This window comes from Mycolicibacterium anyangense (genome assembly GCF_010731855.1).
Taxonomy (GTDB): domain Bacteria; phylum Actinomycetota; class Actinomycetes; order Mycobacteriales; family Mycobacteriaceae; genus Mycobacterium; species Mycobacterium anyangense.
This window is the reverse complement of the sequence record NZ_AP022620.1, coordinates 2,966,223-2,982,222: the sequence shown is the minus strand read 5'-3', so window position 1 is coordinate 2,982,222 and position 16,000 is coordinate 2,966,223. Positions and strand designations below refer to the sequence as shown.

16 protein-coding genes and 1 tRNA gene are annotated in these 16,000 nt (G+C 61.3%); 8 read left to right on the top strand and 9 right to left on the bottom strand.

What is annotated here, in order from left to right; all coding sequences use genetic code 11:
* The first annotated feature begins 33 nt into the window (after positions 1-33).
* Complete coding sequence (locus G6N35_RS13920; protein ID WP_163804788.1) at positions 34-429, top strand: hypothetical protein; 396 nt, start codon at positions 34-36, stop codon at positions 427-429.
* A 78-nt stretch (positions 430-507) separates the two neighbouring features.
* Here the strand turns inward: G6N35_RS13920 and G6N35_RS13915 are convergent, their stop codons facing one another.
* The gene (locus G6N35_RS13915) at positions 508-918 is read right to left on the bottom strand and encodes a RidA family protein (RefSeq protein WP_163804787.1); all 411 of its coding nucleotides are present in this window, start codon (positions 916-918) and stop codon (positions 508-510) included.
* Positions 919-1,690: 772 nt separating this feature from the next.
* On the opposite strand from G6N35_RS13915, the gene G6N35_RS13910 reads away from it, so the two are divergent.
* Entirely contained in the window at positions 1,691-2,896 is a 1,206-nt protein-coding gene (locus G6N35_RS13910; RefSeq protein ID WP_163804786.1) for a hypothetical protein, read from the top strand.
* 176 nt (positions 2,897-3,072) lie between these two features.
* Here G6N35_RS13910 and G6N35_RS13905 read toward each other — a convergent pair whose 3' ends face one another.
* The 7 genes from G6N35_RS13905 to G6N35_RS13880 form a co-directional block, all read right to left on the bottom strand.
* On the bottom strand, positions 3,073-4,305 hold the full coding sequence (locus G6N35_RS13905) for a HEPN-associated N-terminal domain-containing protein (RefSeq protein WP_163804785.1): 1,233 nt from the start codon (positions 4,303-4,305) through the stop codon (positions 3,073-3,075).
* 10 nt (positions 4,306-4,315) lie between these two features.
* Positions 4,316-6,067, bottom strand: coding sequence for a DUF3732 domain-containing protein (locus G6N35_RS13900; protein WP_197748426.1), 1,752 nt, complete (start codon positions 6,065-6,067; stop codon positions 4,316-4,318).
* Positions 6,068-6,271: 204 nt separating this feature from the next.
* Positions 6,272-6,799 (bottom strand): three component ABC system middle component, encoded by a 528-nt coding sequence (locus G6N35_RS27760; protein WP_407664548.1) that lies wholly within the window; start codon positions 6,797-6,799, stop codon positions 6,272-6,274.
* A complete protein-coding gene (locus G6N35_RS13895; protein WP_163804783.1) occupies positions 6,742-7,935 on the bottom strand; it encodes an ABC-three component system protein in 1,194 nt (397 codons plus the stop codon). Before G6N35_RS13895 ends, G6N35_RS27760 begins: the two co-directional genes overlap by 58 nt.
* Positions 7,936-8,333: 398 nt before the next feature.
* Positions 8,334-8,930, bottom strand: a complete 597-nt coding sequence (locus G6N35_RS13890) for a DUF3631 domain-containing protein (RefSeq protein ID WP_163804782.1) — start codon at positions 8,928-8,930, stop codon at positions 8,334-8,336.
* 29 nt (positions 8,931-8,959) lie between these two features.
* Entirely contained in the window at positions 8,960-9,424 is a 465-nt protein-coding gene (locus G6N35_RS13885; RefSeq protein WP_163804781.1) for a hypothetical protein, read from the bottom strand.
* Positions 9,421-9,639, bottom strand: coding sequence for a helix-turn-helix transcriptional regulator (locus G6N35_RS13880; RefSeq protein ID WP_163804780.1), 219 nt, complete (start codon positions 9,637-9,639; stop codon positions 9,421-9,423). Before G6N35_RS13880 ends, G6N35_RS13885 begins: the two co-directional genes overlap by 4 nt.
* Positions 9,640-9,853: 214 nt before the next feature.
* Between G6N35_RS13880 and G6N35_RS13875 the strand changes: the two genes are divergently transcribed.
* From G6N35_RS13875 to G6N35_RS13865, 3 genes are all read left to right on the top strand, one after another.
* A complete protein-coding gene (locus tag G6N35_RS13875; protein ID WP_163804779.1) occupies positions 9,854-11,083 on the top strand; it encodes a tyrosine-type recombinase/integrase in 1,230 nt (409 codons plus the stop codon).
* Between the two features lie 9 nt (positions 11,084-11,092).
* Positions 11,093-11,166 (top strand) — tRNA-Leu (locus G6N35_RS13870).
* Positions 11,167-11,245: 79 nt separating this feature from the next.
* Entirely contained in the window at positions 11,246-12,931 is a 1,686-nt protein-coding gene (locus G6N35_RS13865; RefSeq protein WP_163804778.1) for an NF038122 family metalloprotease, read from the top strand.
* A gap of 3 nt (positions 12,932-12,934) precedes the next feature.
* On the opposite strand, the gene G6N35_RS13860 is transcribed toward G6N35_RS13865, so the two are convergent.
* Positions 12,935-13,417 (bottom strand): hypothetical protein, encoded by a 483-nt coding sequence (locus G6N35_RS13860; protein ID WP_163804777.1) that lies wholly within the window; start codon positions 13,415-13,417, stop codon positions 12,935-12,937.
* 223 nt (positions 13,418-13,640) lie between these two features.
* Between G6N35_RS13860 and G6N35_RS13855 the strand changes: the two genes are divergently transcribed.
* The 3 genes from G6N35_RS13855 (at position 13,641) to G6N35_RS13845 (ending at position 15,941) form a co-directional block, all read left to right on the top strand.
* A complete protein-coding gene (locus G6N35_RS13855) occupies positions 13,641-14,555 on the top strand; it encodes an NAD-dependent epimerase/dehydratase family protein (protein ID WP_163804776.1) in 915 nt (304 codons plus the stop codon).
* Complete coding sequence (locus tag G6N35_RS13850) at positions 14,552-15,040, top strand: cupin domain-containing protein (RefSeq protein WP_163804775.1); 489 nt, start codon at positions 14,552-14,554, stop codon at positions 15,038-15,040. The genes G6N35_RS13855 and G6N35_RS13850 overlap by 4 nt, the downstream gene beginning before the upstream one ends.
* A gap of 79 nt (positions 15,041-15,119) precedes the next feature.
* A complete protein-coding gene (locus G6N35_RS13845) occupies positions 15,120-15,941 on the top strand; it encodes a glycoside hydrolase family 16 protein (RefSeq protein WP_246224595.1) in 822 nt (273 codons plus the stop codon).
* The last annotated feature ends 59 nt before the right edge of the window (positions 15,942-16,000 follow it).

The window sequence follows — 16,000 nt, the reverse complement described above, 5'->3', positions numbered from 1 at the left end:
CGCCGAGTGGCGTGAGCAGAATGAGGGGACGAGATGAGTGGCACCGGTTGGACCCGATTGATCACCGTCGTCGCAGGAGGTGCGACGTTGGTCGCCGTCGGTGGCGCTGCGGTGGGGTGCTCTTCGAACAAGGACAAGGAACCGGCTCCGTCGTCGACGAGCAGCTCGGCGCCGGCGGTGTCGCCCACCGAGAAGGGCGTCATCAACATGCCGCCGAAGGCGTTCAACCAGAACCAGAATGCCGCCGACGCCATGTTGGCGCTGCAGAGCCAGGGCTATCTGGTGCAGATCAACAACGGTGGCAACTACTCGGGCAACAGCGTGCTGTCGGCATGCCGGATCACCTCGGTGGACGGATACAAGGGTGCCAACCCGCCGCCCAGCACCACGGTGTTCCTGACGCTGTCCTGCCCGAACAGCAACAACTAATCGGTTTTCGGGTGGTTGGGCTGGGCCGGCGGGCTGGGGCTGAGGATGTGTGCCCGCCTCTGAGCGACTACTGGTCGATCAGGCGATGACGGCGGTGGCCTCGATCTCCACCAGGAGATCGGGTTCCGCCAAGGCGGCGACGCCGATACCGGTCAGCGGTGGAGTCGGGGCGGGGATGCCCATGGCTTCGAAAGCCCTTGTGGCGCCTTGCATGAACGGTTCCATCTTGTCCGGAGTCCAATCAACAAGGTAGACAGTCAGTTTCGCGACATCGTCGAACGTGGCGCCGGCGGCGGTCAATGCGGTGCCGAGGTTGAGGTAACACTGCTCGACCTGGGCCGCCAGATCGCCGTCGCCCACGGCGGCGCCGTCCGCGGTGCGCGCCACCTGGCCGGCGATGAACACCAGGCGCGTCCCGCTGGCCACCGCCACCTGTTGGTAGAGACCAGGCTGGGGAAGCCCATCGGGATCGATCAGTGTGACGGGCATGGTGCTCCTCGATGGGGCGGGTGATCAGTCCACGCTACCGGCGTCTGTGACGGTGTCGTCCGGGCATCGAATACCCTTTTGCCTGCGGCCCCCATAGCCCAATTGGCAGAGGCAGCGGACTTGTAATCCGCACAGTTTTGCGTTGGTCGGATTGAGAGTCGTTTGTTCGATCCGGAAATCTAGGCACTAGCTGGACATATGTGGACCTGAACGGTGGTCGGCGCATGATGGTCTTGATAGCACTGCGGTATGGACTGCGGTACAGAACGGACGTGTAGCGTGATGCGACGCCTAGAGAGGCTCGCAGCTGTGGTCTCCGGTCAACGCGACCGGCACGTATAGGACTCTGGTTCACGCCGGGCGCGGCTCAGCGGCATCGGGCCGAATTCGCTGCCGAGCAGGCACTGGTGACGGTCGGGCGGCACCTCGCCCGCCGCCTTGCTCAGCAGTCTCCGCATGAACTTGCCGTTAGTCCCCGCTCTAATCGCCAGCGAATCAGGGCCCCAATGCCGACATCTGTACTCAGTTACGAAAGCCCATTGGCACCCGACCGGCGTCGAGAACCCGCCCCTACAACGACCAAGTTACGTAGTGGGATTCGAATCGGCGCGCGGGTCAGCTTGCAGCAGCCCACACTCACAGGTTCGGGTACTGGCACGTGGCCGCGAAGATTCTGTACGCGTAAGCCTGTATCTCTTATGGTGGCACCGTCGGAGACACGCGACTTGACTTCTCTACACCCTGCTACTGGCAGCCTGGCAAGCTGACGGCCATGAGTGGCGTATCTGCTGACCATCAGAATGAATCGTCGGGCGCCCTATGGTGGCAGAATTGGAAAGGCTGGGAGGCTGGCGTGGAGATGCCGCCAGATGCGTTTGTCCATGCTGCGGAAGCGATGCTCTATTCGGATGCAAACTTCACCGGCAGCTTGATGATCGAGGACGTGGGCCCAAACAAAATCATCAATGTGATTTCCATGCGTGAGGGCGATATTGGCGAGGCGTTGGTGCTTCGCCACTCGCTGCATCTTCCGCCACAGGACTTCAACCGCCCGACACCGGCTCAATCAGAAACGGATGATTGGCTGGGTTTGACACTCGACGGCGAGTTCGCAGCTGTGTTGTCGCTATTCCTCGGCGTGCGAGTCTGGTCGGGTGGCCTCACCCGGGAGTTCAAGAATGGCGAGGACCCAGCCGGACGGCCAATTGGATGGGATCACGTTAGGCCCGCCTGGCAGCCATCAAGGCGCCCGGTACTTCCCGACAAAGCAAGGACACAGCGACTTCTTGCCACTATCGACGAGCCGATTCGGCGGCTGCCCCGACTGAGCGCTGAGGAGTCGATCGTACTGACACGTGCCGCACGCCAGTACCAACTCGCGCTGTGGGTAGCTGACACCGACCCGGAACTCGCCTGGCTGCAGTTGGTTTCTGCCGCGGAGGTAGCCGCCACCTACTGGCGGGGCCAAGAATCCGATCCTGTTGAGTCGCTACGCCGTATCTATCCAAAGATTGGGAAACTGCTCGCTGGACAACCGGACCTATTGGAGGGAATCGCGATCCAGCTCGCCAAACTCATTGGCAGCACCAGCAGGTTCGTGAACTTCATGACGACGTTCGACCCAGGACCGCCCGAGAACCGCTGCGAAGAACATTTCCAACTGGAGTGGGCCGAGCTCAAGGCACACCTGCAGCTCGTGTACAGCTACCGCTCTAGGCGCTTACACGGTGGTGAGCCATTTCCAAGCGTTATGAACCTGCCGCCGATGGTGTTGGAGACCTCAAACCGTCCGTGTGAAAAGCCGTTCGGGATAGCTTACTTTGCAAGCGGTGGAGCGTGGCCGAGTAGCGAATTGCCCATGTATCTTTGGGTTTTCGAGCACATCGTGCGAGGGGCGCTAATGCGTTGGTTTGAAGAAAGCCTCGGCGGCGAAACGTCGGACCTCCAGTCACAGGTTCAGGGTGGCGACTTATCGTGAGCCGACAGACGCACGGCCTGGCAAGTCCGCTGCCTCTGCCAATTGGGCTATGAGGGCCACAGGCAAGAGGCACACCCCAAGTCGTTGGTCGCCCTCGCCGACTGCGTGAGCCTGGTGCTGGACTCGGGTGGTTCGATCGCTACCGCGTCCGATACCGCTCCGAAGAACTTCTGCGGTCAGCTGCCCTTGATCACCGTTGTAACACGGTGCTTTTGGATAGTTCTGGGATCTAGGATAAGTCGCGTATCTTGCCCTACTTTGTCTGGTGCCGAACAGAACTCCGGGCCATAAAAGATCACGAAGTTCCTGCCGGTACTCTGGGCGCTGGGGAACACCAGACCGTCGATTCGCGCAGGAAATGCGTAACGTAGGTACTCGGTGAAGATCTGCGTGGGGACGTAATCGATATGCTCGCGCCCGTCGAGCACAACGGGCAATGTGAGATCGTCGACGAAGCTGCGTAAGAATGCGATGCGGTCGTAGCGCGTCCGAGCATCTTCTCCCGGTTCGAAGATACTTGGGAGGTCGGGAAGGTTTGATAGATCGACGACTCGGAGTTCTCGGGCTGCTCGGAACTCGCCGACTACAGCCCAGGAGTCTGTGCTGTGTGCGCCAATCTCCGCTATCGCCGTCTCGGCGTCGCTCGATCCGTAGAACATGGAAATACCCGCGGGGCTCATTCTATTCGCCCTTGAGAGCACCGCCGGGGCTGGTCCAAGCGTGGCGGCCGAATGCTCGTTAATATCGGGTTCGCTCGGGAACATTCTCCCCCGATACATTGGCCCATCGATAGAGGAAATCGCCTCCGGAAGTCCCACGAGCAGGCTTACAAGTGCCTCGAAGAACTCTAAGGGTGACATCTCGTCTGGATCGTACGGGTGACGCTTGGCCCAGCGGATGAATAGGAATCGCGTCTGATATTTGACCAGGTCTTTGAATGCATCCCAGTTATAAGAAAGCCGCTGGTCCTCTGACAGCGATTGCCAGTCTCCGCGAACCCATGCGTCGTTACACATTACAGCCTGGATGTCGTCGAGCAGTTCAGCATCGGCTTCATCGATGTAGTCGTTCAGCGCCATACCGAATATTTCTTCTGCTACCTCGTATGAATCGTAAGTCGTCGCGCCAATGTACTCGCCGTCCTCGAACGACACCGCCTCATCGTTCGCGCGTGCGAATCGATGGTGGACTCCAACCATGAAGCAATCCATGAAGTTGTCAAATATGGCCGCTATCGGGTTATCGTCTGTGCCAGTTTTATCGCAATAGCTGCACGTTGGTTCAGTCGCGTACTCGTTGACTCGTTTCTTAAGTACTGTGTCGTCGAGGTGATCTGGGCACACAGATTTAGCGGATCGTGAGTACCCGCGAAGCTGTGCTGCCTCGCCTTCTCTCGCTGCGAACCCCATAGCGACCAGACTAGTTGGCGCTGCTGTCCGAGATCCAAGAGTCGGGAATTAGCCGCACGCCCCTGAAATTATTGTCACCCACAGCTTCCTGGAACCAGTCCTCATCGAGGTTCGCGTGATCACAAACAATAACTTGGAAGTTAGGCGCAAGGTCCGAAACGACTTGCTGCATCAAGAGAAACAAGCGACGTACTGCCTGCCTATCGTCCTCTGCCTCGAACTTTCCCGCTTCCTGTTCGCGGTCAGACGGGTAATAAGCTTGTGTGGGTTGATCGAGCATCAGAAATCGTGGAACAGGCCGGGATTGTCCTACGAAATATCGATGTAGGGCCAGGTGGGCTATTAGGTGATAACCCACCCAGTTTTCAGCGCTGCCGACGCGGCTGAGAGGTACGGGCCCAGCTTCAGTGTCCGTCACCACAGTTAGCCGATTCAGATCGAGGCGTATCGGACGTGACGCATGTTCGAGGCCGAGATCGGTGGCCCATTGCGTCATATCCGAGCCGATAATGTTTAGGCGGGATATGAGCTCTTCGCGTTCGGAGTCTGGGTCCAACTGTGCTGCAAGATCGTCGACAATCCGTTGAGCTCGGCGAACGGCCATCTCCCTTTCGCTAACGGTCACTCCCGCTGGACGGAGCCTCGTCAATAAGGCGTCAATCCGGCCGCGTCGGAATGCCTGTTCCTCTGCTGAGCTTCTCAATTGCAGCGCGAGACGGTCACCAGCCGCGAGCTCGACGAGAGCCGCGTCGATCGCCCGGAGCCGCTGTCGCGCTGCGTCTGCGCGCTGGTTCAGTTCGCGAAGAGCCACTTCGCGCCGCGGGCGGGCTGATCGGACGCCGTCGAGTTGGATCTCCAACCGTGCAAGCGCGTCTCCCAGTTGCTCGACTGTTGCATCTGGTTCAGCAAGTTCGTTCCCACAGATCGGGCACTCATCGGAGTGGGCTGATCGGGTTCTTGCAGTAGGGACCAGTCGAACCGCTCGAAGGCGTGACATCTGACCTTCGACTGCATCCTCGTATCCTCGTTCGGAGCCGACCTGGTCCAAGAGAATCGCGCGCTGATCAGCTATGTCGCGCAATTCTTGCCGCAGAGGTAGTCGCGATACTTCTAAATCTCGGCGCCGGTCGGACAGGTTCTCGTCGGAACCGCTGCTGTTCAACGACTGATCGACGGCTGAACGGAGCAAGTCAATGGCTTCTTCGCGTGTGGAGACATCGCGAGTGTTAACTAGGCCGCTGGTGTAAGCCTCGTCTAGGAGAGCTTGCACCTGTGAGTCGATGGACTCTGAGTACCGACGGGCATTCGCGAGCTCTTCTTCGGCTCGACGGAGGTCACGTCTAGCATCCGCCAGTTCGACCCGGATAACCGCCTGATCGGCGGCGACCGCACCCAGGAAGTACGGCAGAGTGTCTTTAAGGGCCTGACTGACCCCCTCCTCATTCTGTCTGTGAAACAAGTAATTTGGGTTTGCAATCTCACCCTGCCCCTGGAAGCAGAGCAGGGCAGCCTGTCCAAGGCCGGCTTCTAGAGGATGCCGGAGTGACCCGGCAGCGGGCACGTGCCGATATTCATCAATTCCTATCAATCGGCCTAGCTGCTCGCGTAGCGCTCCGGTATCAGTGTTCTCGGCCAGGTCCGCTAACTCCATCGATTGCAATTCCGAACCCAATTCGAGCATCGCCCTCGATGTGCTGACGGCGCCAGCACGGAGTCTCGGACGGGCTACAAATGCGCGCGTCGAATCGAGTTGCAGGAGCACTGAATACCACTCTACAGAGTCACTTACCACTCCAGCAGGGATAGTCGGGTGATCCCGGCCGAGGCAGAACTCTACGATATGAAGTAGAGCACTCTTTCCGGAGGCTGAGATTCCAGTGACAACATTCAGCGCGCCCGGTCGAAAAGCAACTGTTCGACGCCTACCGTCAGCGTGATAGAGCACAACTTCGAGAATTTGCAATTTTCAAACCCCAACGCCAAGAAGGGCGAATACCGTTGAAGGTTCTTTGCTTTTCGCGATCCACCTGCCTACGAGCCGAGCGGCAGCGAGTAATTGAGTCAAAGTGGGATCGACGTCGTTGTTGGTTATGTTGCCGCTGAGTATGTTTCCGTCGTGTAGGCGAAACATACTGTGCCGAACTCCGAATCTCAATCCTTCAGACGTCATCTGAGCAAGTGACGCTGCCCGATAGGGAAAACCCGCGCGCAATACTGGCTCGCGACGTACCCAGGTTGACAAATGTGTTCTTGTGTTGCCGGGCAGAGCCTCGCGAGTCGGACGGTGAAGCACGAAGGGCAGCACCAGATACGACAGTGGCCAGATCATCGGCACGTGATCTCGCTGATGACCCGCTGCGGCCTCACTGATGACTGCAGCTGTGAATGCTGGATTGAGGTAGGCCGCCACAACGGGCGACCGGTCTGTCCAAGTAGTCACGACGCTCCGCGTAGGAGTAAGTCTGATATCCGATCTTCGAAGTCTGGATGCCATCCGACCTCGCCGACATCGGCCATCTCATGGTACTTCCCTCGGTGAAAGAACGGCTCGTCATAGCGTTCGCGGACTCTCACGGCGGTCTGGTTCAAGAGGGCGTGTAGCAGTTCACGGCCGAGAGACGCTCGCTGCGCCTCGTCGGCATTCCGTGGGAGGTCCGCTAAACGCCATGCCATCTCCCTTTCCCACTCGTCTTTCAATCGGAGCTCAAACTCCTCTAATTCATGCAATCCGATGAGGTCATCCTCCAGCCACAACCGAGTCTGAGTGACCGCGCGATAGTAGTCGACGATTGCCTTTTCCAGTATGCGCTGCGGCGCATTTACCCAACGCATCTGGTGAACGAATACGCGATCGGAATGAGCAGCTGTGAGCTCAGATTCTTCGTCCCCGCTTGGCGTCGGGACGAGCGTCGGCAGTCGGTCGCGGCTGAAATCATCTCTGAGGTCGCTTATTTTGGCTGTTACGTCGGTTGCCCTAACTGCTGTTCTGCGCCCTTGAAGCATGTCGAGGGCTACGGAGAACCACCAGGCCCAAAGAAGGTCAAGGAAAGTGTCTTCGTGGTCGTGTGGGAGGGCGAAAACCAGCTCTTGTCTGACGAGCAGGTCGACGTCTTCGATTCGTGGTGCGCCATCCAATACGTAGATGCTGTCAACTAAGCGATTCCGGTCCTCAGGGTCCAGAGCTATAAAGAGGTCTCGGCTTGCCTTGGTGCCCTGCGCTATTGAACCTTCCGCTGCTTGGAGCAGTCGCGTCTCGGCAATCTCGGAGTTGCGCTCAGATAGCCGTAGCGCCTCCAATCCAGAACCAACCGCAGCGGATTGTGTGGTGATCAAGTAGAGGTCCGGCACCTCCCCAGAGGCTAGATCTACCGAGTCCATCCACGCCCGCAACGTTCGCCAAACGTCGTCGCTCTTATCGCTGATCGATCCCGAAGAGGCTTCGTGGTGCTTGAGTTGTAGAAGTTCTCGGGGGAGTCCTCGCGCTTCCCAGGCGACGTCATCGAGCTTCTCAAGGCTTATCGCGTGGTCCGGCCTATCGTGAGCTCTCCGCAGCACCTCGAGTAAGGCCCACTTGACCTGGTAGAGGTAGCCGACCGCACTAGCGGCCGCTCCGTGGGGCGAGTCGGACATGCCCCTAGTCTGCCCGAGGTTAGGGCGGTGCCGAGTGGGAATTGGGACTAGTGCCACCTTGGCATCTCGTTCGCTCATCGCCCAGCTGCTAATTGGTATTGCTGAAAGGTGACACTCCGATTTCAGATCGTGGAGCGAACCCATATTCGCTCCACTCGTTGAGTTGGAAGCGTCTTCCGTGTTTGGGTGGCTGACCATGAATTGGAATTGGAAACCCTTGATCTCAATATGTCGGAGAGAGAGACGCTGATTTGCAGGAAGTGTCCACTGCCTACCCGAGTGTGGGGTCACCCCCAAGCAACGGTGCAACTTGACTTCATTGGCGAGCAATGCCTCAAGACACATCGTCTCGCACCGCTGAAAGTTATTCGAGCCTCGCGGCTCTCACGCTCATCGCGCTATCTCGGCAGGTATCGACTCCATGCGTCACTGAGGTCGTCGGCCGCGTACCCTTTAGCCGATTTGTTTTCTACCCATACATCTTTGGACCTGATACCGAAGGTCCGAAGTAGTTGATACAGATCAGTGGGATCGATTCCTCGTCCGTCGCGGTGGTACGCGGCCCATATAGACCCTTCCAACCCTGACAGCGCTGAGCAGATGTCGACGCTGCGCATCTTGGCCTTGATGCCGAACGCTGTTCGCATGTCGCGGAGGAGTTGGATACCGACACTCGCGTGCTCATCTCCAGATGTGAGCACGGTTGCCGCTGTGCGCGCGTAGGACGGCCAGCGACCCCCAGCCGCGTCGGCCACCATGACCAATGCTTCCCACACATCGGCTGCCCTATCCTCCACCGGCATGTGTGCGGGCCAGCGCATAGTCACGCTGGCCATCCAGTTCCCGAGTTCCGCGGCGATTGCTCTGGCCTCGTTCGCGTTTACCCGCTCGCGCCAAGGGGAGATTGATTCATCCGCCCTGCGCTTCTTCATTCTGATGATGACAGCGCGGTCTGCGATTGTTTCCGGCAGCGAACCCAGAACCGCAAGGGCCACAGCACAATACGCAGGGTAGTCCTGGCCCGTCAGTCCGTCCTCGCCCCACGAAACTCGCCCCGCCTATGACCAGCGTTAAGTACGGCTCGAAGGTCCTCGTTTCCTCTTGCCCTGGGCCCGTAGACGGTGTCGATCTCGTCGTAAAACAGCGTGGGCGGCGGTTCGTCGGAGATCCTCGCTAACACGTAGGCGGTTGTCGCTTGAGCGACGCGAACGCCCTGTGGCACCAGGTTTTGACTGACCTCAAGCGCGCGGGTCTTCCCACTGCCCTTCTCAGGAGACATAAAGGCCAGGCGGGGAGCGGAGTCCCACTCATCCATGCGCCAGGTATGCGCCAACCAAAGCGTATGAGCATGGCGCGCATGTTCGTTGGGGTATGCGATGAACCGTGACAGGAAGAGGTCAAGCGCATCCAGGATGGCGTCGCCCCGATAGTCCGTGAGGTCCGCGAGGGGCTCGGTGCAGTCGCCTGCGATGTCTTGTTGTGCGCTCATTCGTTAACACCGCCGCGCTGAGTGGTTACCTTTTGTGCTGCTATCCAAGAATCGAGGTCGGCGAGATCGTAGTAGCAGCGTCGACCGAGGCGGTAGCTGCACGGCCCGGTGCCGGCGTACCTCCAGTAGCGGAGAGTATCTTCGGGCACGCCTCCGAGGTACTCGGCGGCAGCTTTTGTTCTTAGGCGAGCAGGAGTAGCGGTCACGAGGTCCATCCTTTTATTTGGCTTGTCTAGCAAGCGAAGCCATACGTGGCACCTTCCTTCTGATCGTGTGTTCGTACAGTCTGCGGCATGGGCTTGAGTGTGGGACGGGCAATCGGCGCTGGGCGGTTGCTATTGCGTTCGATGAGCGTTTCATACCGACCGAAGTGACTGCAGGGAGCCGAGTCGGATCTGCTATACGGATACCTGCGGTACAGTCTCGGCCGTGACGATCAGGCATCAGAGGGCTGGGATCGACGACCGCTGGCATAAGCGCGTGAAGGGTGTAGACGGCAGAATGCGGCAGGAGCGTTCGGCGGTGTACGGCAACGTCAAGCGATGGCGTGTGCGCTGGGTGGACGAGTCCGGCAATGAGCGCACGAAGGTTTTTGAGCGCAAGCCCGACGCGCAGAACTTTCTCAATGGCTTGACTGCTGATGTGCAACGTGGTGAGTACATCGATCCGCGCAAGAGTTCAGAGTCATTTGATTCGGTTGCGGAGCAATGGTTCCTGACGAAGCAGGGGGCGCGGCGTAAGCCGAAGACGCTCGCAGGCTACCGGTCGTTGTTGGACACATTGGTGCTTCCGCGGTGGGGAGGGGTACCGCTCAAAAGTATTAATTACGAGCAATATTCGACGTGGTTGGCGAGTCTGGCGGTCGATGGATCGCAACGTGGAACGGGCTTGTCGGCAAGCCGCATCTCACAGGCGCACCAGCTTGTGGGAGCAGTGCTGAAATATGCGCAGCGAACGGGAAAGATCGCGAAGAACGTCGCGCTGGAAATCAAGCGGGACGAAGATTTGCCACAGCAGGCAGAGCGCGAACGCCGGTACCTGACCCACTTCGAGCTGCTATGTCTTGCCCGAGCGACCGACAAGTTCGAGACACTCACACTTGTGCTCGGCTACTGCGGGCTGAGATTTGGAGAAGCCGCTGCGTTACGGCGGAGGCATGTTGGCGACCGCGAACTCACAGTGAGGGCATCAGCAACTGCTGTCGCGGGCCAGGGGATAGTCGAGAGCGATACTAAAACGAAGCGATCGCGTCACGTCCCAATTCCACATCCAGTATGGGAACGGCTTCTGGCTGAGCTGCCCGACGATCCCAATGCGCTCGTCTTCCCGAGCCGTAAGGGAGGGCATCTACCGTCAGGTGAATATCGGTGGGCGTTCGACAATGCGTGCAAGACGGTCGGCATTGAGGGGTTGGTGCCGCACGGTCTCCGACATACCACCGCGTCGCTGGCCATTTCTGCAGGCGCTAACGTCAAGGTTGTGCAGAGGTTGCTTGGGCACGCCACCGCGGCGATGACACTGGATCGGTATGGGCATCTGCTCAGTGACGATCTGACTGCCGTCGCCGATGCCCTCAGCAAGGCGATCCAGAACACTGCGGTACCACTGCGGTATGAGAGGGCAGGTTCAGTGGGAGATGTCGTCCGATACGGGCCCTGAACTGCAAGAGCCCCCATAGCCCAATTGGCAGAGGCAGCGGACTTAAAATCCGCCAAGTGTCGGTTCGAGTCCGACTGGGGGCACTGTTCCTCTCGCCTCATCCCCCAACCACCTGCCAGCTGGCTCCCAGCTTGAGACGGGGCGTCCCGGTCACAATGAGGCGTGGCAGGCGGGGATCGGGTCGGCATCAGGCCCACAAAAGCGCGCGCGGCGGCCGGCAAGGTTCGCCGCAGCAAGCCCCACCACCGGATTACTCCCTTCGCCTGGCTCGGTGCCGGCGCCGTCACCCTGGGGCTGGGCGCCGCCATGGCCAGCGGAACGGGAGTCGCCCACGCTGACAGCGCGGGATCGACGGGCCACACCGGCAAGCCCGCGTCGTCGGCAGGAAGCGACTCAGCCAAGCGGTCGAGCAAGCCAACGAAAGCAGCGGAAGCCGCCGTCGCCCTCGGCGGGCAAACCGCATCTTCCGTGCACCCGGCCGCCAGCACCGGCGGCACCCGCAGCCCTGTCTCGGTACCCATCACCACCGAGGCGGCAACCCCTACGACATCGACGCCCAAGACTGCGACCGGAGGCTTCGGCCCCAGCTCCGCCGAGCTCATTCGGCCGACGCTGCCGGCGAGACCCGCCGCCACCCCCAACTCTCTCTTCGATGTGGTCACCGGTGTGCTCTCGGTGTTCGGGTTGAACGGCCCCACCGCACCCACCAATCCGCTGAGCGCGATCGCGTGGGTAGTGCTGCGCACCGTCGAGACCAGTGCCGGCCTGACCCCCGTCGCGGGAACACCGGTTGTCGGCACACCCAATCCCACCACCGGGACCGTCACGGGCACAACAGGATTCACCGAGCCGGCCGGACAGCCGCTCACCTACAGCGTTACCACCGATCCCGCGCTCGGATCGGTCATGCTCACCGCCACGGGCGGCTTCACCTACACCCCGACCGTCGCTCTGCGGCTGGCCACCACCGACACCTTCACCGTCACCGCATCCGACGGGCTGGCCGCAACCTCAGAATCCATTACCGTCCCGGTCGCCGCGCAGGCCGGCTCACCCGTCACGACAGTCAACGGTCCGTCAGGTCTGACCATCAATCTCATCTGGGACTCCAGCGTCGCCCGAGCACCGGCGTCCTTCAAGGCGAACATCGAACAGGCCGCCCAGATGCTCGAGTCGACGGTCACAAACAAGATCACGCTGAATATCGCTGTCGGGTATGGCGAAATCGGTGGTACCCCGATTGGTCTCGGCTCGGCCGAGGGAGCGACATTCGGTGACCAATCGGAGAGCTATGCCGCACTGCGAAGCCAGCTGACTGCCTGCGATACCACCGCGATCGGGCAGTCGGTGGTCGCTCATCTGCCCGCGACCAACCCGTTCGGCTCCTTGAGCTATGACGTATCGGGAGCTCAACTCAAAGCCTTCGGCGTCGACCCCGCGAACAGCACCCAACTCGACGGCGAAGTGGGCTTCTCGACCGACTGGCCCAGCAGCGAGCTGGTTGCCGCCGCGCTGCACGAACTGACCCACGCAATGGGCCGCAACTCCGGCTGGGGATCGGCCGCCAACGGCTATGACATCACCCCACTGGACCTCACCCGGTACTCGGCTCCCGGCGTGCTGGTGTGCGACGGTTCGGTGGCACCCTCGGCGCGCCCCCAGTATTTCTCGGTCGACGGCGGCGCCACCGTGCTGGCCGACTACAGCAACTCATCGGACTACGGCGACTGGGCGACCACCAGCCTGACCTACACCGACCCGTACGACGCCTACGAGAACCCGGGCTCCAACTCGCTGACCGCCGTCGACGTCGAAGTGCTCGATGCGATCGGCTACACCACCATCTGAGGCTCACACCGCGGGGTAGCCCAGACTCCAGCCGCGATACGTCCAGCCATATCCGACATGGGGACTCGGGATGATCTGGATGTTGTGCCCGTTGCCGTAGCCTCGCTTGAGTCCTTGGACACCGCCGGAAAGATAGGTCCCGTCGCCGAGGGCAATGTCGATGTGGGCGCCGTAGGGGCTCTTGCTGAACACCAGTGCGCCCCGAGGGGCATTCATGTCGGTGTGTAGCTCGCCTTGGCGAAGTAGCGTCTGGTACATGGTCTCGGCCGCGCCGTCCCAGCCGTACTGGGCCTGCGGCACGCCGTACGCGTAGGCCACGAAGGCTTCGCATCCGTACGGGCCGAACATGTCTGAGCCGAGCACACTTTCGCCCCTGGCGATGGCGGCCTCGGCGCCGGGGATGGCATCAGCCGAGGCGTCGGAGGCGAATACCAGTGCCGCACCCAGAACAGTGGCAGACAGTAGTGAACATATCCGGGCGTACAAACTGGTGGCTCCGTTCCTGGCGCTGTTGGGCGTCTTGTGGACTCCGGGCGCGATCCCGAAAGGATCGAGCGACCTCGCGACGCTCGTTTCCCCGGAGTTCATGACTCGTTCAAGTTTCGCTCACATACCCGCCGGGCGATAGTTGAAACCGGATGTACTGCAGCTCGGCCTGGTAGCGGGACAATCCGCCGTCGCCAACGCCTCGCCCGCCTACCATCAGCCGATGCGTGGATCCAAGATTCTGATCACCGGTGCCAGCGGCCAGGTCGCGGTCCCGGTCGCCCTGGCCCTGGCTGCCGACAACGAGGTGTGGGGCGCTGCCCGCTTCACCGATCAGGCCGCCCGCGAGCGACTCGAGAAGGGCGGCGTGCGCACTCACGCCGTCAACATGGCCGCCGGGGACTTCACCGGCCTACCGACCGACTTCGACTATGTCCTGAACCTGGCCGTCGCCAAGAGCGGCCGCTGGGACAAGGACCTCGCCGCCAACGCGGAATCGGCCGGCCTTCTCATGGCTCACTGCCGCGAGGCCACGGCGTTTCTGCACTGCTCCTCCGGAGCCGTCTACGACCCGCCGGATGACGAACCCCGGACCGAACGCACGGTGCACGGCGACAACCACAAGCCCCTGCTGCCCACCTATTCCATCTCCAAGATCGCCGGGGAAGTCGTCGTGGCCACCATGGCGCGCGTCCTGGACCTGCCGGCCACCATCGCCCGCCTCAACGTGCCCTACGGCAACAATGGCGGCTGGCCACTGTTCCACCTCGACATGATGCTGGCCGACATGCCGATTCCCGTCCCACCCGGCGGACCCGCCGTTTACAACCCCATCCACGAAGACGACATCATCGCGATGATCCCGAAACTGCTTGCGGTGGCGTCTGTTCCGGTCACCACCGTCAACTGGGGCGGCGACCAGTTCATCAGCATCCAGCAGTGGTGCACCTATCTCGGCGAACTCGTCGGCAAGCAGCCGGTCTTCGCCGAGACCGACCAGACCCTGCGCGGGAATCCGTTGGACGTCACCAAGATGCACGAACTCATCGGTCACACCACCGTCGACTGGCGCGACGGCATGCGTGCGATGGCCGCCACCTTCCACCCGGAGCTGGTCGGCCGCTCGTGGTCCGCTTGAGTCCAGCACGAGGTAACCGCGAGTGGCTGACGCTGCTGCTCACCGGTCTCTGCATACTGGCACTGATATGGCCGGGGCGCGCTGCAGCCGACCCGGTGACCACCATCAACGGCACCACGCCGCCCGGCGTCCTGCAGCCCCTCGACGACGTGACGACGATGCTGGACACCATCACCGCCGATGGTGATCGACTGCTCGTCGTCCAGGGAACCCGCAAGGCCGGAACCCGGGCCGTCATCCACGTCCACGCCTATGGCGGCTACACCTGCGTCTTGACCGGCGCCATCACCGATTACGTCGAGGGACAGCCGCCGACGGTGTTCCCCGCGGGCAGTTGCTATTACATGCCCCCCGACGTCCCGATGACCGCGGTGAACCTGGGTACCGAGGACGTTCGCCTGATCGACAACTTCACGATTCCGCCCGGCGCAGCCCCGATGACGGTGCTCGAACCCGGATGGGGATCGCCGATGCCGATGCCCTGAGGGCGCGGCGAAGCGAGGCGATTTGGTGCGTTGACGCTCCGGGAACGCGCAGTCACCTTATGGTTTAGCCGTGCCTGAGTTGGATCGCCGAAACATGCTGTTGATGTCGGGGCTGGGCCTGCTGGCCGCCGCCGTCCCGCTGCCGAGCGCGCAGGCGAGCCCGTCGCCGCTACCCAAAGCCCCACCGGGTGGCTACCTCTACGTCGACGAGTTCGACGGTCCGGCCGGCTCGGCCCCCAATCCGGCCAACTGGACGGTCCAGAACTGGCAGGACGATGTCTGGCCGCCGGTCGCCAGCCAGTATCGCGACGACCGTCAGAACGTCTTCGTCGACGGCAACTCGAACCTGGTGATCCGCGCGACCAAGGACAACGACACCTACTACAGCGGCAAGGTGCGCGGGAACTGGCGCGTCCCCATGGGCCACACCTGGGAGGCCCGGGTCAAGCTCGACTGCATCGCCGCCGGGGCCTGGCCGGCCTACTGGGCGGTCAACGAAGACCCGCTGCCCGACGGCGAAGTCGATGTCATGGAGTACTACGGCAACATGAGCTGGCCCCCGGGCACCACGGTGCACGCCGCGTCCAACGGCAAGACCTGGGAGAGCAAGTCGATCGCCGGTTTGATCGACGGTGCCTGGCACACCTGGCGGATGCGTTGGGACGCAGACGGATTCAAGTTCTGGCGAGACTACACCGATGGCGCGGCCCCGTACTTCTCGGTACCGCCCAAGCCGATTCCGGTGCACGGCAACCCCACCGATCTGCGGTGGCCGTTCAACAATCCGGGCTACTGGCTGGCGCCGATGTTCAACCTCGCCATCGGCGGCCCCGGTGGGGGAGACCCGGCACTGACCACGTTCCCCATCTCGATGCTCGTCGACTGGATCCGCATCTGGTAGCGTCCCGAACCCGGGCCAGCTTGTCCATGCGTGTGTTCATGCCCAGGATGGGTCGCTGG

Excerpts from the sequence above, each read along its gene's own strand:
- G6N35_RS13920 (WP_163804788.1), top strand. The coding sequence starts at position 34 with ATGAGTGGCACCGGTTGGACCCGATTGATCACCGTCGTCGCAGGAGGT.
- G6N35_RS13855 (WP_163804776.1), top strand. The coding sequence starts at position 13,641 with ATGCGTGGATCCAAGATTCTGATCACCGGTGCCAGCGGCCAGGTCGCG.
- G6N35_RS27760 (WP_407664548.1), bottom strand. The coding sequence starts at position 6,799 with ATGGCATCCAGACTTCGAAGATCGGATATCAGACTTACTCCTACGCGG.
- G6N35_RS13905 (WP_163804785.1), bottom strand. The coding sequence starts at position 4,305 with ATGGGGTTCGCAGCGAGAGAAGGCGAGGCAGCACAGCTTCGCGGGTAC.
- G6N35_RS13880 (WP_163804780.1), bottom strand. The coding sequence starts at position 9,639 with ATGGACCTCGTGACCGCTACTCCTGCTCGCCTAAGAACAAAAGCTGCC.
- G6N35_RS13915 (WP_163804787.1), bottom strand. The coding sequence starts at position 918 with ATGCCCGTCACACTGATCGATCCCGATGGGCTTCCCCAGCCTGGTCTC.
- G6N35_RS13910 (WP_163804786.1), top strand. The coding sequence starts at position 1,691 with ATGAGTGGCGTATCTGCTGACCATCAGAATGAATCGTCGGGCGCCCTA.
- G6N35_RS13885 (WP_163804781.1), bottom strand. The coding sequence starts at position 9,424 with ATGAGCGCACAACAAGACATCGCAGGCGACTGCACCGAGCCCCTCGCG.
- G6N35_RS13895 (WP_163804783.1), bottom strand. The coding sequence starts at position 7,935 with ATGTCCGACTCGCCCCACGGAGCGGCCGCTAGTGCGGTCGGCTACCTC.